21 protein-coding genes are annotated in these 24,182 nt (G+C 70.6%); 10 read left to right on the top strand and 11 right to left on the bottom strand.

Translation table 11 applies throughout. The features are described from left to right. Positions 1-88: 88 nt before the first annotated feature. Positions 89-901 carry a carbon-nitrogen family hydrolase gene (locus ACIP2X_RS21155; RefSeq protein WP_401675253.1) on the top strand — a complete coding sequence of 271 codons (813 nt, stop codon included), beginning with the start codon at positions 89-91 and terminating at the stop codon, positions 899-901. Here ACIP2X_RS21155 and ACIP2X_RS21160 read toward each other — a convergent pair. Together ACIP2X_RS21160 and ACIP2X_RS21165 are read right to left on the bottom strand one after the other, a co-directional pair. Beyond that, positions 898-1,392, bottom strand: coding sequence for an LURP-one-related/scramblase family protein (locus tag ACIP2X_RS21160; protein WP_401675255.1), 495 nt, complete (start codon positions 1,390-1,392; stop codon positions 898-900). The two genes, ACIP2X_RS21155 and ACIP2X_RS21160, sit on opposite strands and share 4 nt — an antisense overlap. Further along, positions 1,389-2,387 (bottom strand): GlxA family transcriptional regulator, encoded by a 999-nt coding sequence (locus tag ACIP2X_RS21165; RefSeq protein WP_401675258.1) that lies wholly within the window; start codon positions 2,385-2,387, stop codon positions 1,389-1,391. The genes ACIP2X_RS21160 and ACIP2X_RS21165 overlap by 4 nt, the downstream gene beginning before the upstream one ends. A gap of 52 nt (positions 2,388-2,439) precedes the next feature. On the opposite strand from ACIP2X_RS21165, the gene ACIP2X_RS21170 reads away from it, so the two are divergent. Further along, complete coding sequence (locus tag ACIP2X_RS21170) at positions 2,440-2,826, top strand: cupin domain-containing protein (RefSeq protein WP_401675260.1); 387 nt, start codon at positions 2,440-2,442, stop codon at positions 2,824-2,826. A 59-nt stretch (positions 2,827-2,885) separates the two neighbouring features. After that, positions 2,886-4,715 (top strand): thioredoxin-like domain-containing protein, encoded by a 1,830-nt coding sequence (locus tag ACIP2X_RS21175; RefSeq protein WP_401675263.1) that lies wholly within the window; start codon positions 2,886-2,888, stop codon positions 4,713-4,715. A 60-nt stretch (positions 4,716-4,775) separates the two neighbouring features. Here ACIP2X_RS21175 and ACIP2X_RS21180 read toward each other — a convergent pair whose 3' ends face one another. The 3 genes from ACIP2X_RS21180 to ACIP2X_RS21190 form a co-directional block, all read right to left on the bottom strand. Next, complete coding sequence (locus ACIP2X_RS21180; protein ID WP_401675265.1) at positions 4,776-5,024, bottom strand: DUF6458 family protein; 249 nt, start codon at positions 5,022-5,024, stop codon at positions 4,776-4,778. Between the two features lie 118 nt (positions 5,025-5,142). Beyond that, a complete protein-coding gene (locus tag ACIP2X_RS21185; RefSeq protein ID WP_401675268.1) occupies positions 5,143-6,441 on the bottom strand; it encodes a M18 family aminopeptidase in 1,299 nt (432 codons plus the stop codon). 99 nt (positions 6,442-6,540) lie between these two features. Continuing rightward, on the bottom strand, positions 6,541-8,382 hold the full coding sequence (locus ACIP2X_RS21190) for an acyl-CoA dehydrogenase (RefSeq protein ID WP_401675270.1): 1,842 nt from the start codon (positions 8,380-8,382) through the stop codon (positions 6,541-6,543). Positions 8,383-8,546: 164 nt separating this feature from the next. Between ACIP2X_RS21190 and ACIP2X_RS21195 the strand changes: the two genes are divergently transcribed. The 4 genes from ACIP2X_RS21195 to ACIP2X_RS21210 all read left to right on the top strand — a co-directional run bounded on the left by ACIP2X_RS21195 (position 8,547) and on the right by ACIP2X_RS21210 (position 13,393). Beyond that, complete coding sequence (locus ACIP2X_RS21195; protein WP_401675273.1) at positions 8,547-9,017, top strand: SseB family protein; 471 nt, start codon at positions 8,547-8,549, stop codon at positions 9,015-9,017. A gap of 185 nt (positions 9,018-9,202) precedes the next feature. After that, positions 9,203-11,143, top strand: a complete 1,941-nt coding sequence (locus tag ACIP2X_RS21200) for an Ig-like domain repeat protein (protein WP_401675275.1) — start codon at positions 9,203-9,205, stop codon at positions 11,141-11,143. 142 nt (positions 11,144-11,285) lie between these two features. Continuing rightward, a complete protein-coding gene (locus ACIP2X_RS21205) occupies positions 11,286-12,263 on the top strand; it encodes a pirin family protein (RefSeq protein ID WP_401675278.1) in 978 nt (325 codons plus the stop codon). Between the two features lie 74 nt (positions 12,264-12,337). After that, positions 12,338-13,393, top strand: coding sequence for an AI-2E family transporter (locus ACIP2X_RS21210; RefSeq protein ID WP_401675281.1), 1,056 nt, complete (start codon positions 12,338-12,340; stop codon positions 13,391-13,393). A gap of 37 nt (positions 13,394-13,430) precedes the next feature. On the opposite strand, the gene ACIP2X_RS21215 is transcribed toward ACIP2X_RS21210, so the two are convergent. Then, on the bottom strand, positions 13,431-15,584 hold the full coding sequence (locus ACIP2X_RS21215; RefSeq protein WP_401675284.1) for a SpoIIE family protein phosphatase: 2,154 nt from the start codon (positions 15,582-15,584) through the stop codon (positions 13,431-13,433). A gap of 141 nt (positions 15,585-15,725) precedes the next feature. On the opposite strand from ACIP2X_RS21215, the gene aspS reads away from it, so the two are divergent. Next, the gene (aspS, locus tag ACIP2X_RS21220) at positions 15,726-17,489 is read left to right on the top strand and encodes an aspartate--tRNA ligase (protein ID WP_401675286.1); all 1,764 of its coding nucleotides are present in this window, start codon (positions 15,726-15,728) and stop codon (positions 17,487-17,489) included. Between the two features lie 414 nt (positions 17,490-17,903). Here the strand turns inward: aspS and ACIP2X_RS21225 are convergent, their stop codons facing one another. Both ACIP2X_RS21225 and ACIP2X_RS21230 read right to left on the bottom strand, forming a co-directional pair. Continuing rightward, on the bottom strand, positions 17,904-18,767 hold the full coding sequence (locus ACIP2X_RS21225; RefSeq protein WP_401675288.1) for a helix-turn-helix domain-containing protein: 864 nt from the start codon (positions 18,765-18,767) through the stop codon (positions 17,904-17,906). 146 nt (positions 18,768-18,913) lie between these two features. Continuing rightward, positions 18,914-19,486, bottom strand: a complete 573-nt coding sequence (locus tag ACIP2X_RS21230) for an ATP-binding protein (RefSeq protein ID WP_401675290.1) — start codon at positions 19,484-19,486, stop codon at positions 18,914-18,916. A gap of 154 nt (positions 19,487-19,640) precedes the next feature. Here ACIP2X_RS21230 and ACIP2X_RS21235 point away from each other — a divergent pair, with 154 nt between their 5' ends. Together ACIP2X_RS21235 and ACIP2X_RS21240 are read left to right on the top strand one after the other, a co-directional pair. Further along, positions 19,641-20,519, top strand: a complete 879-nt coding sequence (locus tag ACIP2X_RS21235; protein ID WP_401675293.1) for a helix-turn-helix domain-containing protein — start codon at positions 19,641-19,643, stop codon at positions 20,517-20,519. Beyond that, positions 20,516-20,728 carry a DUF397 domain-containing protein gene (locus tag ACIP2X_RS21240; RefSeq protein ID WP_401675296.1) on the top strand — a complete coding sequence of 71 codons (213 nt, stop codon included), beginning with the start codon at positions 20,516-20,518 and terminating at the stop codon, positions 20,726-20,728. Before ACIP2X_RS21235 ends, ACIP2X_RS21240 begins: the two co-directional genes overlap by 4 nt. A gap of 23 nt (positions 20,729-20,751) precedes the next feature. Here ACIP2X_RS21240 and ACIP2X_RS21245 read toward each other — a convergent pair whose 3' ends face one another. From ACIP2X_RS21245 to ACIP2X_RS21255, 3 genes are all read right to left on the bottom strand, one after another. After that, the gene (locus tag ACIP2X_RS21245; RefSeq protein ID WP_393103390.1) at positions 20,752-21,117 is read right to left on the bottom strand and encodes a PH domain-containing protein; all 366 of its coding nucleotides are present in this window, start codon (positions 21,115-21,117) and stop codon (positions 20,752-20,754) included. 92 nt (positions 21,118-21,209) lie between these two features. Beyond that, positions 21,210-22,928 (bottom strand): methionine--tRNA ligase, encoded by a 1,719-nt coding sequence (gene metG, locus ACIP2X_RS21250; RefSeq protein WP_401675298.1) that lies wholly within the window; start codon positions 22,926-22,928, stop codon positions 21,210-21,212. 117 nt (positions 22,929-23,045) lie between these two features. Beyond that, a partial coding sequence (locus tag ACIP2X_RS21255; RefSeq protein ID WP_401675300.1) for a VWA domain-containing protein occupies positions 23,046-24,182 on the bottom strand: 1,137 nt, incomplete at its 5' end.

Consider the following 24,182-nt stretch of genomic DNA (forward strand, 5'->3'; position numbering starts at 1 on the left):
GTTACGCTGCTGTGAGGCACCACGGCAGTGCTTTCGTGTGACGATCGTAGGCCCGTGTGGACGGCTCGAATGCCAGGACGGTGGTAGTGTGCGCGCCTCTCTGATCCAGATCGCCGTAGACGAGGGCGAATCGGTCGCGGAACGTCGACAGCGGGCGGTCTCTCTGGTAAGAGAGCAGGCCGGCGCCGATCTCGTGGTGCTGCCCGAACTGTGGACGACCGGGGCCTTCGCCTACGAGGACTTCGGCCAGGAGGCCGAGCCGCTCGAAGGGCCGACGTACGAGGCCATGGCCAAGGCGGCGAGCGACACGGGCGTGTGGCTGCACGCGGGTTCCATCCCGGAGCGCGACCCCGACGGGCCGCTCTACAACACCTCGCTCGTCCTGTCCCCCTCCGGCGATCTGGTCGCGGCCTACCGCAAGATCCATCGGTTCGGCTTCGACAAGGGCGAGGCCGTGCTGATGGGCGCGGGCGACGACCTGGTGACGGTCCGTCTGCCGGGCGCGACCACACTGGGTCTGGCCACCTGCTACGACCTCCGGTTCCCCGAGCTGTTCCGCGGGCTCGTCGACGCCGGGGCCGAGACCCTGGTCGTCCCGGCGGGGTGGCCGGAGCGCCGGCGCTCCCACTGGACGCTGCTGGCTCAGGCACGGGCGGTGGAGAACCAGGCGTTCGTCCTCGCGTGTGGAACGGCCGGGACGCACGCGGGAGTTCCGCAGGCCGGTCACTCGATCGTGGTCGACCCCTGGGGCGAGGTGCTGGCGCAGGCCGGCCCCGGCCAGGAGGTCCTCACCGTGGAGTTCGACCCCGGCAGGGTGGCGACGACCCGGGAGCAGTTCCCCGCCCTGAAGGACCGGGTCCTCGGGCTGGAACGCCCTCGACGCCGGACGCGCGAGGCCTAGTCGTCCTCCCGCTCCTTGTCCGCCAGATGGATCACGCACACCGTCACCGCGATCAGCAGCGCAGGGTCCGCGTCGTCCCGGACGACGTCCACGCCGTAGGTCTCCCGGACGTGCAGGAAACGCCGGGAGACCACGGCGAGCAGCTCACCGTCGTACTCGACGGCGAACTCACGGTCGAGGATCTTGCCGCTGACGTCGAGCTCGGTGCCGTCGACCAGGCTCACCCGGTAGTGGTTGCGCAGCAGGGACAGCCGCTTGCGCCTGATGCGGGCCAGCGGCTCGCCGCCCCGCTCGATCACCATGGTGTCCCGCAGGGCGAACATCTTCTGCCGGATGTCGGCGAGCACCTGCCCCTGGGTGTCCTTCAGCTCGAAGGTGTCACGCAGCCGCATCGCCTTGCCGTCGACCAGATAGGCCTTGTTGCCCCTGTCGTCCTCGATCCAGTAGTCGTCGCCGAAGCCGAGGAGCCGTTCGCGCACGAGGAATCTCATGCCATGACCGGTTCCCCCGCGGCCGGTCCGAAACGCCGCCGGTAGGCCGACGGGCTGAGGCCGGTCTCGCGCCGCAGCCGGGCCCGCAGGTTCGCCGCCGTGCCCAGTCCACTGCGCGCGGCCACCACGTCCAGCCGCTCCTCGCCCCGCTCGATCAGCCGGCACGCCAGGGCCACCCGCTCGCCGGTCAGCCACGCCAGCGGGGTCGTGCCGAGCTGCGCGCGAAAACGCCGGTGCAGGGTCGCCGGGGACACCGCCGCGCGCGCGGCGAGACCGGCCACGGTCAGCGGCTCGCCCAGCCGCTCCTGGGCCCACGCCAGCAGCGGCCCCAGGGACTCGTCGGGCACGTCGGGCACGGGCCGCTCCACGAACTGCTTCTGGCCCCCGTCCCGGTGCGCGGCGAACACCAGGCGCCGGGACACCGCGTTGGCGACCTCGGCACCGTGGTCCCGCCGTACGACGTGCAGGCCCAGGTCCAGCGCCGAGGCGCTGCCGGACGCGGTCAGGATGTCGCCGTCGTCCACGAACAGCACGTCCGGCTCCAGACGCACCCGCGGGAACCGCGCCCGGAACGACTCCGCCCACATCCAGTGGCAGGCCGCCCGGCGTCCGTCCAGCAGCCCCGCCTCGGCGAGGGTGAACGCGCCCGAGCAGAACCCGACCAGCCGGGCACCCCGCGCGTGTGCCCGGCGTACCGCGTCGAGCACCGCCGCAGCGCGCGGGGCGTCGGTGTCCGGCCGGTTCGGCACGATCAGCGTGTCCGCCTCCTCGGCGGCCTCCAGTGCGGCCACTCCCGTCAGCGTGAAGAAGCCGTCCCGCATCCGGGTGCGGGGTGCGGCCGCGCACAGCCGGAAGTCGTACAGCTGCCGGCCCAGCTCGGGGCGGCGCAGCCCGAAGACCTCGATCGCGCAGCTCATCTCGAAGGGGTTGGAGTTGTCGTCGACGATCAGGACGACGCGATGCGGTCCCGTCGACTGAGAGGATCCTTGCGGCATATGCAATTCCTAGCACTCGTCCGGCGCGGGCACCACGGCCGACGATGACCGCATGGAACCCATCGCCCTGGACGAGGCCCTCGCATCCTTCACCGACCGCTGGAGCCCTCGCATCGTCACCGCCGTCAACGACTACGACGTACGCGTCGCGAAGGTCGAGGGCGAGCACGTGTGGCACGTGCACGACCACACCGACGAGTTCTTCCTCGTCGTCGAGGGCGAACTGCACATCGCCCTGCGGGAATCCACCGGCGAGCGCACCGTCGTCCTGCCCCGGGGCTCCCTCTTCACCGTCCCGCGCGGCACCGGGCACAAGCCGTACGCCCCCGTCCCCACCGCGATCCTCCTGTTCGAACCGACCGGCACCCTCACCGTCGGCGACCGCCACGACGACGTCCCGGCACACGTGGACGCGACGACGGGCCACGCGCTGGGGTGACCGAGGGTCGCGAGACGGCCGGTCATGTGACTGTCAGTGGCGAGTGGCACTCTTGATTCATGAACGACTCCGCTTCGGCCCCGAGCCGCCGCCGTGCCCGTGTCCGTGCCCCCGAGCTGATCGGCAAGGGTGGCTGGCTGAACACGGGCGGGAAGCAGTACAGCCTGGCCGACCTGCGCGGACGCATTGTGGTTCTGGACTTCTGGACCTTCTGCTGCATCAACTGCCTGCACGTCGTCGACGAGCTGCGGGAGCTGGAGGCCAGGCATCGGGACACGCTCGTGGTCATCGGGGTGCACTCGCCGAAGTTCGTGCACGAGGCCGATCACGCGGCGGTCGTGGACGCCGTGGAGCGGTACGGGGTGGAGCACCCGGTGCTCGACGACCCCGAGCTGGGCACCTGGAAGCAGTACGCGGTGCGGGCCTGGCCGACGCTCGTGGTGATCGACCCCGAGGGGTACGTCGTCGCCCAGCACGCCGGTGAGGGGCATGTGCACGCGATCGAGCGGCTGGTGACGGAGTTGGAGGCGGAGCACGCCGCGAAGGGCACCCTGCGGCGGGGTGACGGGCCGTACGTGGCGCCGGAGCCGGAGCCGACGGTGCTGCGGTTCCCGGGCAAGGCGCTGCTGCTGCCCGGCGGGACGTTCCTGGTCAGCGACACGACCCGGCATCAGCTGGTGGAGCTGGCGCAGGACGGGGAGAGCGTGGTGCGGCGGATCGGGTCCGGCGCGCGCGGGTTCGCCGACGGTCCGGCCGCGACGGCGTCCTTCAACGAGCCGCAGGGCCTCGCCCTTCTCGACGACGGCTCGGTCGTGGTCGCCGACACGGTCAATCACGCCCTGCGGCGCCTGGATCCCGTCTCCGGCGAGGTCGTCACCCTGGCCGGGACCGGCAGGCAGTGGATGCAGGGCGACGCCACGTCGGGTCCGGCGCGCGACGTGAACCTGTCCTCGCCGTGGGACGTGGCGCTCTTCGGCGGCCGGGTGTGGATCGCCATGGCGGGAGTGCACCAGCTGTGGGCCTACGACCCGGTGGGCGGCGGTGTCGCCGTCGCGGCGGGCACCACCAACGAAGGGCTGGTCGACGGGCCCGGCGCCGAGGCCTGGTTCGCCCAGCCCTCCGGCCTCGCGGCCACGCCGGAGCGGCTGTGGCTCGCGGACTCGGAGACCAGCGCCCTGCGCTGGGTGGATCTCGACGGCGCGGTGCACACCGCCGTCGGCACGGGGCTGTTCGACTTCGGTCACCGCGACGGTCCGGCCGGTCAGGCCCTGCTCCAGCATCCGCTGGGCGTGACGGCCCTGCCCGACGGCTCGGTGGCCGTCAGCGACACCTACAACCACGCCCTGCGCCGCTTCGACCCCGCGACCGGCGAGGTCACCACCCTGGCCACGGACCTGCGGGAGCCGAGCGACGCGGTGCTGGCCGGTGACGACATCGTCGTCGTGGAGTCGGCGCGGCACCGCCTGACCCGGCTGCGGTTGCCGGAGGAGGCGGTCCGGGTGGAGGCGGTCGCCCACCGTACGCAGCGCGCGGCGACCGAAGTGGCCCCCGGGCGGCTCCGGTTGCACGTGATCTTCGAGGCGCCCGCGGGCCAGAAGCTCGACACCCGCTACGGTCCCTCGACCCGTCTGCTGATCTCCGCCACGCCTGCGGAGCTGCTGGTACACGGCGAGGGCGCGGGGACCGACCTGTCGCGCACCGTGGAGCTGGATCCCGCCGTGGCGGAAGGCGTGCTGCATGTCTCCGCGATGGCCGCGTCCTGCGACGACGACCCCGCGAACGAGTACCCGGCCTGCCATGTCCACCAGCAGGACTGGGGTGTCCCGGTCCGTCTCACCGAGCGGGGGACGGACCGCCTGCCGCTGGTCCTGGCCGGTCTGGACGCCTGACCGCGCGAGGCGCCGCCGCCCCGGAACCCGCGTCAGACGCCGTGCGTCAGGCGCCGTGCGTCAGACGCCGTACCCGTCGCTGTAGCCGTCGCGCCGGGGGTGCCGTTCCTCTTCCACGACCGGTCGCGAGGGCGGCACCACGACACGGCGGCGCCGCGCGATGCTGCTGAACGTCGTGACCCCGATCAACCCGACGATCATCAGGATGACGCCGACCAGATCGAGGTTGACACCCTGCATGTCCCAGTCGGTGGCGAACGTGAGGATGGCTCCCACGGCGATGAGGATGATGCACCCGCCGAGGCCCATGAGTGTTGCCTCCCTGTTCCGGTCCGGTGATTCCGGAGCTTCCGGTGGACGTCGGGTACCCGCGCCCCCGGAATGCAGTCCTCACCGCCCCGTCAACTCCCGCGCCGCGGCGGGTGTCTCAGCCCTCCAGGAAGGCGGCCAGCGCGCGCGTCAGCAGGAAGGGGTCCTCCACGCCGCACAGTTCGCGGGCGCTGTGCATCGACAGGATCGCCACGCCGATGTCGACGGTGCGGATGCCGTGCCGGGCCGCGGTGATGGGGCCGATGGTGGTGCCGCAGGGCATGGAGTTGTTGGAGACGAAGGACTGGAAGGGCACGCCGGCCTTCTCGCAGGCCGCGACCCAGACCGCGCGGCCCGAACCGTCGGTGGCGTAGCGGTTGTTGACGTTGACCTTGAGGATGGGCCCGCCGTTGACCCGGGGGTGGTGCGTCGGGTCGTGGCGTTCGGCGTAGTTGGGGTGCACCGCGTGGCCGGTGTCGGAGGAGAGGCAGACGGTCGCCGCGAAGGCGCGTGCGCGGTCCTCGTACGTGCCGCCGCGGGCGAAGACGGAGCGCTCCAGGACGCCGCCGAGCAGCGGGCCGTCGGCGCCGGTGTCCGACTGGGAGCCGTTCTCCTCGTGGTCGAAGGCGGCGAGCACGGGGATGGAGGTCAGTTCAGCGCCGCTGGTGGCGGCGGCGGTCAGCGCGGCCACGCCGGCGTGCACGGAGAGCAGGTTGTCGAGGCGTGGGGCGGCCATCAGTTCCTGGTCACGGCCGAGGTACGCCGGCGGCTCGACGGAGTGCACCATCAGGTCCCAGCCGGTGGTCTCGCCCGCGGCGATCCCCGACTCCGCCTCCAGGAAGGCGATCAGGTCGCCGTCGCGCGCGTCGCTGCCGAGGCCCCAGACGGGCTGGAGGTGGCGCTGCTTGTCGAGCTTGAGGCCCTCCGAGGACACCGAGCGGTCCAGGTGGATCGCCAGCTGCGGCACCCTCAGCAGCGGCCGGTCGATGTTCACCAGGCGGGTCGTGCCGTCGCGCAGCGTCAGCCGGCCGGCGAGGCCGAGGTCGCGGTCCAGCCAGGAGTTCAGCAGCGGGCCGCCGTAGATCTCCACGGCCACCTGGCGCCAGCCGTGCGCACCGCTGTCGGGCTGCGGTTTGACGCGCAGGTTGGGGGAGTCGGTGTGCGCGCCGATGATCCGGAAGGGCGTGTGCGGTGCGGCGCCCTCCGGCACGTACCAGGCCACGATCGCGCCGCCGCGCAGCACGAACCTGCCGCCGCTCGTCCCGTCCCAGGCGTCCGTCTCCGCGACCTGACGGAAGCCCGCCTTCTCCAGCCGCTCGGCGGCGTTCGCCACGGCGTGGTACGGCGAGGGACTCGCCGCCAGGAAGGACATGAGGTCGTCGGTGTGGCCGCGGTCGAAGCGGGAGGGTGCGCTCATGGGTTCACCTTAACGACGTACCAGGGCCCGCTCCCCCTTGCTGGGAGCGGGCCCTGGTAAGGACGGTGTGGAAATCGCGGCGCCGACGGCGGGAAGCGGTCAGAAGGCCGCTTCGTCGAGCTCCATCAGGTCCAGGTCGACGTCCTGGGCGACCTTGCGGGCCAGCGTCACGCCGGGCAGCACGTTGGCCGCGAAGAACTTCGCCGCCGCGATCTTGCCGGTGTAGAACGCCACGTCCTTGGAGGACAAGGCCTTGGCGGAGGACGCCTCCAGCTTCTCGGCGGCGATCGCGGCGCCCTTCAGCAGCAGGTAGCCGACGATCACGTCTCCGGAGGCCATCAGCAGGCGGGTGGTGTTGAGACCCACCTTGTAGATGTTCTTGACGTCCTGCTCGGTGGCGGCGAGGTCGGTCAGCATGAGGCCGACGATCGCCTCCAGCTCGACGGCGGCCTTGGCGAGGTGCTCGCGGGCGCCCGCGAGGTTCTCGCCGCCGGTGCCGAGGGCCAGGAACTTCTTGATGTCCTCGGCGAGGGAGTTCAGCGCCGCGCCCTGGTTGCGGACGATCTTCCGGAAGAAGTAGTCCTGGCCCTGGATCGCGGTGGTGCCCTCGTAGAGGGTGTCGATCTTGGCGTCCCGGATGTACTGCTCGATCGGGTACTCCTGCAGGAAGCCGGAGCCGCCGAAGGTCTGCAGCGACTGGGCGAGCTGCTCGTAGGCCTTCTCGGAGCCGTAGCCCTTGACGATCGGCAGGAGCAGGTCGTTCAGGGCGTGCTCGGTGGCGGCGTCCTCGCCGGTCGCCTCCTTGACCTGGATGGCGTCCTGGACGGAGGCGGTGTACATGACGAGGGCGCGCATGCCCTCCGCGTACGCCTTCTGCGTCATCAGCGAGCGGCGCACGTCGGGGTGGTGGGTGACGGTGACCTTCGGCGCGGTCTTGTCCATGAAGTTCGCCAGGTCGGGTCCCTGGACGCGTTCCTTGGCGTACTCCAGCGCGTTGAGGTAGCCGGTGGACAGCGTGGAGATCGCCTTCGTGCCGACCATCATGCGCGCGAACTCGATGATCCGGAACATCTGGCGGATGCCGTCGTGCTTGTCGCCGATCAGCCAGCCCTTGGCGGGGTGCTTGTCGCCGAAGGTCATCTCGCACGTGTTGGAGGCCTTCAGGCCCATCTTGTGCTCGACGTTGGTGGCGTAGACGCCGTTGCGCGCGCCCAGCTCGCCGGTCTCGAAGTCGAAGAGGTACTTCGGGACGAGGAAGAGGGACAGGCCCTTGGTGCCGGGTCCGGCGCCCTCGGGGCGGGCGAGGACGTAGTGGAGGATGTTCTCCGACATGTCGTGCTCGCCGGAGGTGATGAAGCGCTTCACGCCCTCGATGTGCCAGGAGCCGTCCTCCTGCTGGACCGCCTTGGTGCGGCCGGCGCCCACGTCGGAGCCGGCGTCGGGCTCGGTGAGGACCATGGTGGAGCCCCACTGCTTCTCGACGGCGACCGAGGCGATGTGCTTCTGGACCTCGTTGCCCTCCTCGAAGAGGATGCCGGCGAAGGCGGGGCCGGAGGAGTACATCCAGACGGCGGGGTTGGCGCCCAGGATCAGCTCGGCGTAGGCCCAGATCAGGGAGCGGGGCGAGGTGGTGCCGCCGATCTCCTCGGGCAGGCCGAGCCGCCAGTACTCGGAGTCCATGAAGGCCTGGTAGCTCTTCTTGAAGGACGCCGGGACGGGCGCGGTGCTGGTCTCGGGGTCGAAGACGGGCGGGTTGCGGTCGGCTTCGGTGAAGGACTCGGCCAGCTCGTTCTCCGAGAGGCGGGTGAGCTCCTCCAGGACGCTCTTGGCGGTCTCGACGTCCATCTCCTCGAACGGGCCGGTGCCGTACACCTTGTCGCGCCCCAGTACTTCGAAGAGGTTGAACTCGATGTCGCGGAGATTCGACTTGTAGTGCCCCATGGCGACTGGCTCCGTTGAGAGAGATCGGCGAGGCACTGGATCCTCGCGCCCAAGTTCATGTACCAACTGGTAGCTACGATGATGCTACCCGTCGGTAATAAGAAGCAACCCCGATCCGGGTATCTGTGACTCAGCCCTCGTGGTCGGTCAGTACTCTTGCGTGCATGTACGGCTACGACCAGAGCGCGGGTGTGGGCCAGCAGTACGCCCAGTCGCAGCAGCAGATGCCCGGTGCCGGGGGCTACGGGCAGCAGCCGCCGCTGTATCCCGAGCCGTCGCCGCCCTCGCTCGCGGACGCGGTGCGCGCCTTCACCACCGGGCAGCTGGCCGCGGAGGACTTCCAGCAGGTCTTCGCGACGTCCAAGGTCTACTGCCCGCGCGGTGACAACCCCGGCTTCCTCGCCCTGCACAACACCCAGCAGCCCGTGATCCCGATGTTCACCTCGCTCAAGGAGCTGCGGCGGTACGCGGGCAAGGAGTCCAAGTACTTCGTGATCACCGGCTCCGAGGTGATCGACCTGCTGCCGACCGGCTACGGCTTCGTCCTCGACATGGAGGGGGAGCACCGGATGGTGTTCGACGCGAAGGCCGTCGAGGAGATGGTCGACTTCGCCATGCGGCGGATGTACGGCTGAGTCGTCCGAGGGCGGGCCGGACGTCGAATAAACAGACGTTCGATTGTCGTTCTCATGCCCTATGCTGCCCCCGGCAGCCGCGCCCCGTGCGTGATCGCGTCATCCCGCGATCCCCCGGGTGTCGCGCGGCGCTTTTCACCTCCCGGTTCGGCCGGGATTCCTTGTGGGGGTTCGGCACTGTGCGTATGCGCAGCACTTCGGCCGCGACGGCGCTCGCGGTCCTGTTCAGCTCGGCGGCGCTGAGCGTCGCCGCGGCCGGTACGGCTTCGGCCGCCTCGGCCGTTCTCGTCAGTCCCGTCGGTCTTGTCGCCGACGGCACGCTCAAGCGGGTGTTCGTCGCGGACCGGGCCGACGGCCGGATCCTGGCCACGGACTACGACGGCACCCTGGTCGACCAGACCGGCGGTCTCGGTGACGTCGGCGACCTGGCGCTGTCCGACGACGGCACCACGCTGTACGCCGCCCGGCCCGGCGGCCACGCGATCGTGGCCCTTGACCCGGCCACCCTGGAGACCAGGCACACCTACGACCTCGGCGCCGAGGTCGACCCGCAGGAGGTCGCGTTCGCCGGCGGGCGGCTCTGGTTCTCGTACCGCACGCAGGCCGTGGACGGCTTCCACGGCGATCTGGGCTCGGTCGACCCGGTGGCCGCCGACCCGGCCGCCGCGGTGACCCTGGGGCAGCTCCCGGAGGGGGTGGCCCCGTACTACAACGCGGGGATCCTCGACGCGAACCCGTCCGCACCCGGGCTGCTCTCCTTCAGCGACAGCGGTGACAGCCCCGGCGCGACGAACGTCCTCGACGTCTTCGCCGCCGCTCCGCAGGTGGTCGCCAAGAGCGACCGCGGGCGCTACTTCTCCGACGTCGACCTCGTGCCCGGCACCTCCCGGGTGCTGTGGAACGGCGAGCGCACCCTCTCCTACGCCGAGGGCACCTTCACCGACGGCCCGAGCCTGAACGAGGCCGGCTGGGCGGCCGCCGTCTCGCCGAGCGGCCTGATCGCCCAGACCTACGACCGCCATGTGAACGTCTACAAGACGGGCGAGAGCAAGCCGGTACGCCGCTTCGACACCGGCACCTCCATGATCGGTGACGTGGCCTGGGCGCCCGACTCCTCGCGGGTCTTCGCCCTGAGCGGGAACGGCAACGGCACCTTCACGCTCAAGGCGTTCTCGGGCCCGACGCTCAGTGTGCCGACCCTCACCGTCACCGCGCCCGCCACCGCGCCCCGGGCCAAGAAGCTCACGGTCACCGGGAAGATCACGGCGAGCGTCGCGCTGCCCGCCGGGGCGAAGCTGTCGGTCACCCGCACCGACATGGAGAGCCCGAACGGCAAGGCGCTGCCGTCGGTCACCGTGCAGTCGAACGGCGCGTACTCCTTCTCGGACATCCCGCCGGCCGGTGCCAAGGTCACGTACAAGGTGTCCTACGCCGGTGACGCCGCCCACACGGCGGCCGGCGCGTCGGACAGCGTCGTGGTCTCGCGTGCCTCGACCTCGCTGAGCCTGAACAACAACGGCAAGCTCTACGACTACGGCTCCGACGTCCGCTTCGTGGCGCACCTCGGCACGACGTACAAGAACCGCTCGGTGGAGATCTGGGCCGACCCGTTCGGCGGCGACAAGCCGAACAAGCGGATCAAGGTCGGCAAGGTCGACTCCCAGGGCAACATCGCCGCCTGGGTCGACATGACCCGTGACACCAACGTCACCGCGGTCTTCCGGGGCGACGCGCGCTACAACCCGAAGACCGTGAAGTCCACGGCGCTGGCCCGGGTCAAGATCTCCACCGCCGTCTCCAAGCACTACAAGACGGCCAAGATCGGCTCGACGTCGTACTACTGGTTCCACAAGAACACCGACCCGCTGCTCACCACGACGATGACCTACTACCCGGGCCGTCAGCAGCGGTTCGACCTCCAGGTCTACTACCAGGGCACCTGGTACTCCGCGGATTCGATGTACTTCCCGCTCGGTCTGGCCGGCAAGTCGGCCGTGACCCTGGAGGCCCCCGGTGAGGCCGGGATCCGGGCCCGGATGCGCTCGGTCTACGTCAACGGCTCGTCCGGCGACTCGGTGAACTCCACGACGTACGGGTCGTGGAAGTACTTGTACTTCAGCAACTGAGGGAAGTGAACCGAGGATCCGGCGCACCCGCGCGACGACGACGGCCCGGAGGGAATGTCCCCCGGGCCGTCGTCGTTGTGGGGTGGCAGAAAGTTCAACGCTCAACTAAAGTGAACCGCACGTCGCCCAAGGAGGTACCGACATGCCCGCAGTGACCGTCGAGAACCCGCTGACGCTGCCCCGTGTGACCGCGCCCGCGGATGCCGTCGCGCGTCCCGTGATCACCGTCACGACCGCGCCCAGCGGCTTCGAGGGCGAGGGCTTCCCGGTGCGCCGGGCGTTCGCGGGGATCAACTACCGCCACCTCGACCCGTTCATCATGATGGACCAGATGGGCGAGGTGGACTACGCGCCCGGAGAGCCGAAGGGCACTCCCTGGCACCCGCACCGCGGCTTCGAGACCGTCACCTACATCATCGACGGGATCTTCGACCACCATGACTCCAACGGCGGCGGCGGCACCATCACCAACGGCGACACCCAGTGGATGACCGCCGGTTCCGGCCTGCTGCACATCGAGGCCCCGCCGGAGCACTTGGTGATGTCCGGCGGTCTCTTCCACGGCCTCCAGCTGTGGGTGAACCTGCCGGCCAAGGACAAGATGATGGCCCCGCGCTACCAGGACATCCGCGGCGGCAACGTGCAGCTGCTCACCACCCCCGACGGCGGCGCGCTGCTGCGGGTCATCGCCGGTGAGCTGGACGGACACGCGGGACCCGGTATCACGCACACCCCGATCTCCATGATCCACGCGACGGTGGCGCCGGGTGCCGAGGTGACGCTGCCGTGGCGCGAGGACTTCAACGGACTGGCCTACGTGCTGGCCGGACGGGGCTCGGTCGGTGCCGAGCGCCGTCCGATCCACCTGGGCCAGACCGCGGTCTTCGGCGCCGGCGGTTCGCTGACCGTCCGCGCGGACGAGAAGCAGGACTCGAACACGCCCGACCTGGAGGTCGTCCTGCTCGGCGGGCAGCCGATCCGGGAGCCCATGGCCCACTACGGCCCGTTCGTGATGAACACCAAGGACGAGCTGATGCAGGCCTTCGAGGACTTCCAGAAGGGCCGCCTGGGCACCGTCCCGGCGGTGCACGGGATGACGGAGAGCGGCCCGCGGGACTGATGTCCTGACGCGTCGTCACCCGGCCGGGCCGTCCGCACAGGACAGCCCGGCCGCCGCGTGATCGGGTGGGAGGCGTGCATCTGCTTCCCGTTCCCGTACGGCGGTTCGCCGCCTGGTGCGCCGTCGTGCTGCTGGCCGCCGGCGTCGGCTGGGTCGGGATCCTGCTCTGCGGCGCGCTGCGCACCGCCGTCGTGCCGGTGCTCCTCGCGCTGCTCGGCACCGCCCTGCTGGGGCCGCTGTACCGGCGGCTCGTGGGCGTCGGCGTCAACCGGTCCGCCGCCGCCGCGCTCACCTGCGTCGCCGTGGTGGCGGTGGTGGGCGGAGCGGTGTACATCGTGGTCGCCGCGCTCATCGACTCCGGCGACCAGATCATCGCCTCGCTGCGGCAGGCGGCCCAGGACATCGCCCGGTACTTCGGGGCGGCCGGCACCTCGCTGGACGACCTCGCCGCCAACTCCCGCGAGCTGCTGGGCAAGTTCGGCGGGACGGCCGCCTCCGGGGTGATCAGCGGCATCAGCGTGGTCGGCGAGACCATCGCCCTGGCCGTGCTGTCGCTGCTGCTCGTCTTCTTCTTCCTGCGCGACTCCCACCGGGCCGCGGGCGGACTGCGCGCCCTCTCGCCCAGCGGGGCCGCCGACACCGTGGAGGCCATCGCCCGGCGTGCCTTCCGCGCGGTCGAGGGGTTCATGCGGGGCACCACCTTCATCGCCTTCATCGACGCCGTGTGCATCACGATCGGCCTGCTGATCCTCGGCGTGCCCGGCGCGGTCGGGCTGGGCGCGCTGGTCTTCGTCGCCGCGTACATCCCCTACCTCGGCGCCTTCCTCTCCGGCGCCGTGGCCGTACTGGTGGCGCTCGCCGACCGGGGGTTCGTGATCGCGCTGTGGGCGCTCGGAGTGGTGCTCGCCGTGCAGGTGCTGGAGGGCCATGTGCTCCAGCCGCTGGTGCAGAGCCGGACGGTGCACATGCATCCGGCGGTGGTGATGATCGCGATCACCGCCGGTGCGTCGGTCGCCGGGATCCTCGGCATCCTGCTGTCGGTGCCGCTCGCCGCGGCCGCCTTCGGTGTCGTCCACGAGCTGCGGGACCGGCACGGGACACCGCCGAAGGCGGCGGGGCCGCAGCCGTAGCGGCCCCGGGGATAAGTGACCGCCCGGAAGCACGGAATCAGAGGGACGCGGTGTCGTCGGACTCGTGGAGCTCGAACCAGATGCTCTTGCCCTGGCCCCGTGGGTCGACCCCCCACGAGTGCGCGAGGAGTTCGATCAGCATCAGGCCCCGGCCCGACGAGGCGAGCTCGCCGGGCCGGCGCATGTGCGGCAGGTCGTCACCGGCGTCGGTGACCTCCACCCGTATCCGCCGCTCGCCCGGCTCCCCGGCGACCTCGACGACCAGCAGCGCGTCGGTGTCGGTGTGGACGAGGACGTTGGTCAGCATCTCCGACAGCAGCAGCACCGCCGAGTCGACCTGGTCGGAGGAGCTCCAGTCGTGCAGCAGCTCGCGCAGCTGCTGCCGGGCCACCGCGACCCGCTCGGGCTCCGCCTGGGCGACCGTCAGCATGGTGCGCCGGCGACGCGGCTGCGCGACCACCGTGTCGCCGCAGCCGCAGTCCTCGCCGTCCCGGCACAGCAGCAGGACGGCGATGTCGTCCTCGCGCCGGTCGGCCAGGGGGCCGGTGGTGTGGTGGGAGGACGGCCCGTGCACGGCCTGCACCAGGGACTCGGCCAGTTCCTCCAGGTCTCCCTTGTGCTCCTCCAGGATGGCGCGGATGCGCGCCCACCCGGTCTCCAGGTCGTGCCCGCCGGTCTCGATCAGGCCGTCGGTGCAGATCAGCATGGTCTCGCCGGGTTCGAGGACCAGCTGGGTGGTGGGGTAGTCGGCGTCCGGGTCGATGCCGAGCGGCAGCCCGCCGGCCGTCGGGCTCCTCAGGACCGTGCCGTCCGTCATCCGGATCGCCGGCTCCGGATGCCCGGCGCGGGCGATCTCCAGCACCCCGGTCTCGGGGTCGACCTCGACGTAGAGACAGGTCGCGAAACGCAGGTCGGCGGGGTCCTCTTCGGTGGTGGCGATGCCGTGCAGGAAGCGGGAGGCGCGGGACAGCACGGCATCCGGGCGGTGGCCCTCGGCCGCGTAGGCCCGCAGGGCTATCCGCAACTGGCCCATCAGGCCCGCGGCCCGCACGTCGTGCCCCTGTACGTCACCGATGACGAGGGCGAACCGACCTCCCCCGGACGGTGTCCGGGAGGTGCCCCCCGGCAGCGGGATCATGTCGTACCAGTCGCCGCCGACCTGGAGGCCGCCGCCGGTGGGTATGTACCGGGCGGCGACGCTCATGCCGGGGATTTCCAGGCCCAGCGTGGGCAGCATGGAGCGCTGAAGGCCGTCGGTCAGCTCGCGCTCGGACTCGGCGGTCCCGGCCCGGGCGAGCGCCTGCGCCAGCATCCGGGCGACCGTGGTCAGCACGGACCGCTCGTCCGGGGTGAACGTGACCGGATAGGCGAAGGCCGCCATCCAGGCGCCCATGGTGCGCCCGGCGACGGTCAGCGGAAGGAAGGCCCAGGACTGGCGTCCGAACTGCGCGGCGAGGTGCCAGGTGAGCGGATAACGCGCCTTGTACTGCTCGGGTGAGGACAGATAGACGGCCCGGCCGGTCCGCGCGACCTCCGCCGCCGGGTAGTCCGTCACCAGGGACATCTGCGAGAAGGGGTCCTCGTCGCCGGGCTGGTGCCCGTGGTGGCCGATGATCGTCAGCCGGTCGCCCTCCACGCCGAAGACGGCGAGGCCGTCCGGGGAGAAGCCCGGCATCGACAGTCCGGCCGCCACCCGCAGCACCTCGGCCGTGGAGCGCGCCTCGGCCAGCGCCCGGCCCGCGTCCAGCAGGAACGCCTCACGGGAGCGCCGCCAGTCGCCGGTGACCGCGCGGCGGCCGGCCGGGGTGCCCGGAGAGGGGTCGGTGACCTCCTGGAGCGTGCCGATCAGCTGGAAGGCCCGGCGCTCGCGGTCGTAGCTCGGCTTGGACCGGCTGCGGACGGTGCGGATGATCCGGCCCCGCTCGTTCATGATCCGGACCCGGACCTCGGCGAGCGTGCCCTCGGCGGCGGCGAGGCCGACGACGCTGATGATCTCGTTCCAGTCCACGGGGTGCAGCCGGGCCCTGGTCTGGGCCTCGGTGAGCGTCGTCCGCTCGGCGGGCAGACCGAGCAGCCGAGCGGCCTCGGCGTCCACCGTGACCAGTTTCGTGGCCGTGTCCCATTGCCACAGGCCGGTCGCGAGGGCGGCGAGAACCTGCCCCACGGCGGGCAGGGGCTCACCAGTGCGCATTGCCCCACTCTAGGGAGAGGTGATCGGACGCTGCCACCGAAGCCCTCCCCCGTAATCATGGAGAGGCCGTCCCGGACGGCCGGTACCCTGGGGGTGTTTCACGTGAAACACCCCCGATCTGCGAAGGCTGGATGAACGACGATGCATCGGTACAGGTCCCACACCTGCGGCGAGCTCCGCGCCTCTGACGTCGGCACCGACGTCCGGCTGAGTGGCTGGCTGCACAATCGGCGCGACCTGGGCGGCATCCTCTTCATCGATCTGCGCGATCACTACGGCATCACCCAGCTGGTCGCCCGGCCGAACACCGCCGCCTACGAGGCGCTGGACAAGCTCTCCAAGGAGACCGTCGTCCGGGTCGACGGCCAGGTCGTCTCGCGGGGCGCCGAGAACATCAACCCCGAGCTGCCCACCGGCGAGATCGAGATCGAGGTCGGCGACGTCGAGGTGCTGGGCGCGGCCGCCCCGCTGCCCTTCACGATCAACGCCGAGGACGGGGTCAACGAGGAGCGGCGCCTGGAGTACCGCTTCCTGGACCTGCGCCGCGAGCGGATGCACCGCAACATCATGCTGCGCTCCTCGGTGATCGCCGCGATCCGCTCGAAGATGGTCGCCCTCGGCTTCAACGAGATGGCCACCCCGATCCTGTCGGCGACCTCCCCCGAGGGCGCCCGCGACTTCGTCGTCCCCTCCCGCCTGAACCCGGGCAAGTTCTACGCCCTCCCGCAGGCGCCGCAGCAGTTCAAGCAGCTGCTGATGATCTCCGGCTTCGACCGCTACTTCCAGATCGCGCCCTGCTTCCGCGACGAGGACGCGCGGGCGGACCGCTCGCCGGGCGAGTTCTACCAGCTCGACGTCGAGATGTCCTTCGTCGAGCAGGAGGACGTCTTCCAGCCGGTCGAGAAGCTGATGACCGAGCTGTTCGAGGAGTTCGGCGGCGGGCGCCATGTCACGTCCCCGTTCCCGCGGATCCCGTTCCGCGAGGCGATGCTGAAGTACGGCTCCGACAAGCCGGACCTGCGCGCCCAGCTGGAGCTGGTGGACATCACCGACGTCTTCGAGGGCTCCGAGTTCAAGGCCTTCGCCGGCAAGCACGTGCGGGCGCTGCCCGTGCCGGACGTCTCCGCGCAGCCCCGGAAGTTCTTCGACCAGCTCGGCGACTACGCCGTCACGCTGGGCGCCAAGGGCCTCGCGTGGGTGCGGGTCGCCGAGGACGGCACGCTGTCCGGGCCGATCGCGAAGTTCCTCACCGAGGACGATGTCGCCGAGCTGACCAAGCGGCTCTCGCTGTCCGCCGGTCACGCGGTGTTCTTCGGCGCGGGCGAGTTCGACGAGGTCTCGAAGATCATGGGCGCGGTGCGCGTCGAGGCCGCCAAGCGGGCCGGCCACTTCGAGGAGGGCGTCTTCCGCTTCTGCTGGATCGTCGACTTCCCGATGTACGAGAAGGACGAGGAGACCGGCGCGATCGACTTCTCGCACAACCCGTTCTCCATGCCGCAGGGCGGCCTCGAGGCCCTGCAGACCCAGGACCCGCTGGACATCCTGGGCTGGCAGTACGACATCGTCTGCAACGGCGTCGAGCTGTCCTCCGGCGCGATCCGGAACCACGAGCCGGAGATCATGCTCAAGGCCTTCGAGATCGCCGGGTACGACCGGGAGACCGTCGAGGAGAAGTTCGCCGGCATGCTGCGCGCGTTCCGCTTCGGCGCCCCGCCGCACGGCGGCATCGCCCCCGGCGTGGACCGCATCGTCATGCTCCTCGCGGACGAGCCCAACATCCGCGAGACCATCTCGTTCCCGCTCAACGGCAACGCCCAGGACCTGATGATGGGCGCCCCCACGGAGCTGGAGGAGGCCCGGCTGAAGGAGCTGCACCTGACGGTGCGGAGGCCGCAGCCGAAGTAGGCACGCACGCCACGTTGGCCCGGAACCGGACTCGGTTCCGGGCCACGTTCGTTCGCGGGACTCTCATTCAGCCCTTGTTCCAGGTGCTGCGCGTCCCGTTCCAGGCCCTTCGCACCCCGGCCTGTCGCCGCCCCTCGGGTACGCGCTCGCGTGCGCCCGGCCGTGGACATGGAGCGCTTCGGCTGCCCTCACCAGTTCGTCTGCCTTCCTGCTGACTTCAGTGAGGAAGCCGGCAGGGGCGGTGCGCGCGGCTTCTTCCGCGCCAAAGGCGTATTCCCATTTCCAGGTCACTCGCGCACCAGCTCTGCACCGGGCTCAGCGACTGCCACTCGACCGCCTTGGCGAACGCCTCGTCCTTCGTCGCCTGCATCTCCCCCAAACGGCCCGGTGCGACCACGGCGAGTGCCGCACTCATCAGGCGGGAGTGGGGACGCGGCAGTCGCGGCAGCGGCCGGGTTCTGGGGCGCGGAAGGGGCGGTCGCAGCCGTCGCAGGTCTGGAAGGGGTGCCTGGGCTCCGGGGCGGGTGGGGTCGGCGGCCGGAACGGGGGTGGGGGTGGGAGCTGGGCTGCCAGGCGGTGGGCGAGGAAGGCGGCCGGGCGGATCAGGGGTTCCGCCGGGAGGTTCTCGGTCAGGGTGCGGCGTACGGCGGTGGGGGTGAGGTCGCGTTCCAGCCAGGCGGCGACGCCGGGGGCGAGGTGTTCGGCGTCGGTGGCGGAGAGGAGGAGGCGGGGGTCGTGGCGGCGGAGGCCGGCGAGGACGTCGACTGCCGTCCGGAGGAGGGCGGGGGAGGTGTATGAGGGCTGCGGCACGGCGGGGAGGCGCTTCGTGCGGGGAGGTGGCTTGTCCGGAGCAGGGCGGCGGGCGGACGCGCTGGAGGTTTCGGTGGGGCTGGTCCGGTGGCCTGGCTTGTTGCAGGAGACCGTGCGGGTGACGATCCGGCCGGTGGCAGTGCGTTCGCGGGTGCGGCGGAGGTAGCCGTGGGCTTCGAGCTCGCGGAGGGCGGCGGCGATACGGGTGGGGCCCTCGGGGAAGCGGGCGGCGAGGGTCTTGATGTCGACGGCGGTGCCTTGCCGCACCGACTGGATGTAGCACGCCAGGCCGATGGCGAGCAGGGAGAGCTCTTGGTGCTGGACGAGGTGGTTGCCGATCACCGTGAAGCTCTCGGTGTGGCGGGCGTTGTCGTGGGCGACGCCGGATTCTGGCTGCGCGTGGGGGTGGTTTTTGCCCGGGATACAGGACTGGGCGGGCGAGAGCGCGCTAGTGTTTTCGGTGTCCATCGGGAAGCCTCTATCTTCCTCGGTGGTCAGGCCCTCGCACTGGGATGCCAGTCCCGGCGAGGGCCGTCGCATGTCTGTGGTGTGTGTCGTGCTGCGGTGAGCCTAAGGCAGGCAACCGGTCCCGAATCCAGCCGAGTTGGGCATATTCACTCGCGGGAGTGAGTTTGCCCGGCGGGAGGGAGGGGTGGGGCTTGGCGGGGTGCTTTCTCCCCGGTGGGTGGTTCATAGGGAGCGCAGGCCGGACCGGGGCATGGGGCGTCAGGCTCCGGTGCTGGGTGCGCTGGGGCGACGAGTTCGAGTTCGGCCCAGACGGTCTTGCGTGGGGACGGGCCTTGGGTCACTCCCCAGCGGTTCGCGAGGGCGGCTACCAGGGTCATGCCGCGGCCGGTCTCACTGTCGAGAGTGGTTGGCCGGGGGCGCGGTAGTTGGTCACCGCGCGTGTCGGTGACCTCGATACGGAGGGTGCCGCCGACCACGTAGAGCAGGAGCCGGAAGCTTCGGCCGGGGACGCGGCCATGGGTCGCCGCGTTGGTCGCCAGTTCGGCCACGATGAGCGACGCCGGGTCCAATGGGAGCCCCCATGTGCGGAGTTGCTCGGTGGCAAGCAGGCGTGCGAGGCGGGCGCCGCGTGGGGTGGGGGACAGCAGGACGCTGAAGTTGCGGACGGCGCGGGCGGGCTGGGCGGGGCGCTCCGGGGGCTCGGCGAGTTTTTGATTCACGTCACTCAGCGTGGCCGGATGCGCCTACCGTGAGGAGTGATGACGCCGGTACGTAGAGCGACTGTCCAGTGCTTGTCCAGCCGTGTCCAGGCTGTCCAGAGGGTGCGTGCGGGTAGGGGCGTTGCGGCACGGTCGTACGACGGAGGGGTGCGGGATGTCGGTGGTGGGCGTGGAGACGGGACGGCTCAGTCGCGAAGCAGATGAGCCGGGTTGGGAGGTGGATCCGGACGACGACTGGGGTGTGGCGGTCATCGCGACCGTGGGCCGGCAGTTGAGGCTGCGGAGGGAGGCGGCCGGGATGCGGGTTCCCGAGTTCGCCAGGGCGGTCGGGTACGGGGAGGACCTCGTCTACAAGATCGAGGGCGGGAAGCGGATTCCTCGACAGGAGTATCTGGACAAGGCCGACACGGTGTTGAGGGCGGAGGGGCTTGTCTCGGCGTCTTGGGAGGACGTGAAGAAGGTCCGGTACCCGAAGAAGGTGCGGGACTTGGCCGACATGGAGGCGAAGGCAGTCGAGATCGGGGTCTACGTCTGCAACAGCGTCCATGGGCTGCTGCAGACGCCGGACCATGCTCGTGCCGCCTTCGAGTCGCGGCAGCCTCCTTACTCGCAGGCGGAGGTGGAGCGGCTGGTGGCTGCTCGTGTGGCTCGGCAGTCCATCTTCGAACGGGACCCGGCACCTGCGCTCGGGTTTGTGCTGGAAGAGGCGCTGCTGCGTCGGCCACTCGGAGGCACAATGGTCTGGCGACGGCAACTCGAACATCTGCTGGAGGTGGGTCGGTTGCGCAATGTTGCGCTTCAGGTGATGCCGACGCTCATCGAGTACCACCCGGGCCTGGACGGCCGGATCGAAGTGCTGAAGTTCGAGGACGGTACGGCGACGGCGCGATCCGACGGCGCGTTCAACGGCCGACCAGTCTCCGACTTGCGGCAGGTGCATGTCCTTGAGCTGCGATATGGCACCATCCGGGCTCAAGCTCTCCCGCCGAGGGAGTCGCTGACCTTCATTGAGCAACTGCTGGGAGAAACATGATCCGCAACGCCCTCGCCGAGGACGCCTCCGAACTGGCTTGGTTCAAGAGCAGCTACAGCGACGGCAACGAGGGCGACTCCTGCGTCGAGGTCGCCCCCACCCCCGCCGCCGTCCACGTCCGCGACTCCAAGTACCGCGACGCCGGTCCACGCCTTGCGCTGGCGCCAGAGGCGTGGACGGACTTCGTGGCGTACGCGGCGAAGAGCTGACTCCGGGGCTGAGACCTGCCCGCTCAGCGGGCCACGAACTGGGTGAGGATGGCCTGGACCTCGTAGATGTCGACGCCCTTGGTGAAGGTCTTCTGGATCGGCATCTGGGAGCCGGAGAGCCAGATCTTCAGTTCGGCGTCGAGGTCGAAGGTGCCCGCGGTCTCGACGGCGAAGTGCGTGATGCTGCGGTACGGGATGGAGTGGTACTCCACCTTCTTGCCGGTGATGCCCTGCTTGTCGACCATGATGAGGCGGCGGTCGGTGAACAGCATGGTGTCGCGGATCAGCAGGTACGCGGCGTGCACCTGCTCCCCCTGGCCCAGCAGGCGCGCGTAGTCCTGCGCGGCCGTCCCCGGATCGATGCTGTGCGCGTTGCCGAACAGAGCCATGACGAGACCCCCCACTCGTGTGCCCCGTGACCTGGCCGATCACGGGATCCTGGCCAGGTATACCGGTGGAGTGAGGGGTCCGAGAAGGGCTGTTACGCGGCTGTTTCCCCGCCGAAGCGCTCCTTGTACGCGGCCAGGTCGTCGTCGGTCAGCTTGGCGAACAGGACCGGCGGGACCGTGAACGGGGTGCCGGCCGGGACGGAGGTCAGCGACTTCGCCTCGTCCGCCGAGACCCAGCCGGCGTCGTCACCGGTGAGCGAGAACGCCTGGCGCATCGCCGCCGAGGTCGCCGGGATGAAGGGCTCCGAGACCACCGAGTAGAGGTGGATGAGGTTCATCGCGGTGCGCAGCGTGAGGGCGGCGCCGTCCTTGTCCGTCTTGATCTCCAGCCAGGGGGCCTTCTCCTCCAGGTAGGAGTTGCCGGCCGACCACAGGGCGCGCAGCGCGGCCGCCGCCTTGCGGAACTGGAGGGCCTCCATCTGCTGCTCGTACTCGGTGAGCAGACGGGCGATCTCCTCACCCAGCGCCGCCTCCGCCGGACCGGGCTCGCCGCCGGCCGGGACCTCCTCGCCGAAGCGCTTCTTGGAGAAGGACAGGACACGGTTGACGAAGTTGCCGAGGGTGTCGGCGAGGTCCTTGTTCACCGTCGCCGTGAAGTGCTCCCAGGTGAACGACGAGTCGTCGGACTCGGGGGCGTTGGCGATCAGGAAGTAGCGCCAGTAGTCGGCGGGGAGGATCTCCAGCGCGTGGTCGGTGAAGACGCCGCGCTTCTGGCTCGTGGAGAACTTGCCGCCGTAGTACGTCAGCCAGTTGAAGGCCTTCACGAAGTCGACCTTCTTCCACGGCTCGCGCACGCCCAGCTCGGTGGCCGGGAACATCACGGTGTGGAAGGGGACGTTGTCCTTCGCCATGAACTCGGTGTAGCGGACGGTGTCGTCCGCCTCGTACCACCAGGACTTCCAGTCGCGGTTCTCCGGGTCCTTGTCGGACCACTCCTTCGTCGCGCCGATGTACTCGATCGGGGCGTCGAACCAGACGTAGAAGACCTTGCCCTCGGCCGCGAGCTCCGGCCAGGTGTCGGCGGGGACCGGGACGCCCCAGTCCAGGTCACGGGTGATGGCGCGGTCGTGCAGACCCTCGTTCAGCCACTTGCGGGCGATGGAGGAGGCCAGCTGGGGCCAGTCGTCCTCGTGGCGGGAGACCCACTCCTCGACCTCGTGCTGGAGCTTGGACTGGAGGAGGAAGAGGTGCTTGGTCTCGCGGACCTCCAGGTCCGTGGAGCCGGAGATCGCCGAGCGGGGGTTGATCAGGTCGGTCGGGTCCAGGACCCGGGTGCAGTTCTCGCACTGGTCGCCGCGGGCCTTGTCGTAGCCGCAGTGGGGGCAGGTGCCCTCCACGTAGCGGTCCGGGAGGAAGCGGCCGTCGGTGGGGCTGTACACCTGGCGGATCGCGCGCTCCTCGATGAAGCCGTTCTCGTTGAGCTTGCGCGCGAAGTGCTGGGTGATCTCGACGTTCTGCGGGGAGGAGCTGCGGCCGAAGTAGTCGAACGCGAGCGCGAAGCCGTCGTAGACCGCCTTCTGGGCGTCGTGCGCCTGGGCGCAGAACTCGTCGACCGGGAGGCCCTGCTCCTTGGCGGCGAGCTCGGCGGGGGTGCCGTGCTCGTCGGTGGCGCAGATGTAGAGGACGTCGTGGCCGCGCTGGCGCAGGTAGCGGGCGTACACGTCCGCCGGGAGCATGGACCCCACCATGTTGCCCAGGTGCTTGATCCCGTTGATGTACGGAAGGGCGCTGGTGATGAGGTGTCGAGCCATCGCGGCTGCTCCCAGGTCGGTCGTTTCCTTGCGAACCTTGAAATCGTAGCCGACATGGGTGGGCCGCCCGCCTCCCGTTTTGAGGGGTGGGAGGCGGGCGGCCGGGTGGTGCGGGGGCTACGGGCGCCAGTCCGCGAGGACGCCCTCGTAGAACTCGGAGTCCGTGAGTTCCTTCGGGGTCGGGCCCGCGTGGAAGAAGGACGTGTTGCCGGTCTTCAGTTTGCGCAGGTAGTCGAAGGCCTTGTTGTCGTGCTCACCGAAGGCGACGAAGGCGAAGTGGAGGTGCGGGTGGGTCTTCGCGGCGTCCGTCAGGGCCTGGGTGGCGGGGGTCTTGGCGTCGGGGGCGCCGTCGGTCTGGAAGATCACCAGGGCCGGGGTGCCGGGGGCGGCCGCCTTGTCGTGGTGGGCGAGGACGTCCTCCACGGCGACGTGGTAGCTGGTACGGCCCATGCGGCCGAAGGCGGCGTGCAGCTCGTCGATCTTGTTCTCGTGGTCGGCGAGGGTCAGCTCGCCGGTGCCGTCGAGCTCGGTGGAGAAGAAGGTGACGTGGACCGTGGCCTCGGGGTCCAGATGGGCGGCGAGCGCCAGGGTCTGCTCCGCGAGGGCCTGGGCGGAGCCGTCCTTGTAGTACGGGCGCATGGAAGCCGAGCGGTCGAGGACGAGGTAGATCTTGGTGGGGGCGGCGGTGGTGAGGCCGTGCGCGGTGAGGGTGGCGGCGGCCGCGGAGTAGGCCGTGCGGAGGGTGGGCGGTACGGGGGTGTCGTGCGCGTCGCCTGCGGCTGCCGTGGGGGGCGCCTGCACGGCGTCGGCTGAGGCGGCCTCCTCGCCGACCGGCTCCGACACGACCTCGGCCTCGGCCTCCGGCTGCGGGGCCGGCTCCGCCTCGTCCTGCGGCTCGTCGTCGGCTGCGGCCTCCGGGGCGGCGGGCGCCTGCGCGGCGGGGACCGGGGTGGGCTCCTCGGCGACCGGCTCCGACACGACCTCGGCCTCGGCCTTCGGCTGCGGGGCCGGCTCGGCCTCGTCCTGCGGCTCGTCGTCGGTTGCGGCCTCCGGGGCGGCGGGCGCCTGCGCGGCGGGGACCGGGGTGGGCTCCTCGGCGACCGGCTCCGACACGACCTCGGCCTCGGCCTCCGGCTGCGGGGCCGGCTCGGCCTCGGCCTGCGGCTCGTCGTCGGTTGCGGCCTCCGGGGCGGCGGGCGCCTGCGCGGCGGGGACCGGGGTGGGCTCCTCGGCGACCGGCTCCGACACGACCTC

The organism is Streptomyces sp. NPDC089424 (assembly GCF_044749345.1).
In the GTDB taxonomy this organism is placed as follows: domain Bacteria; phylum Actinomycetota; class Actinomycetes; order Streptomycetales; family Streptomycetaceae; genus Streptomyces.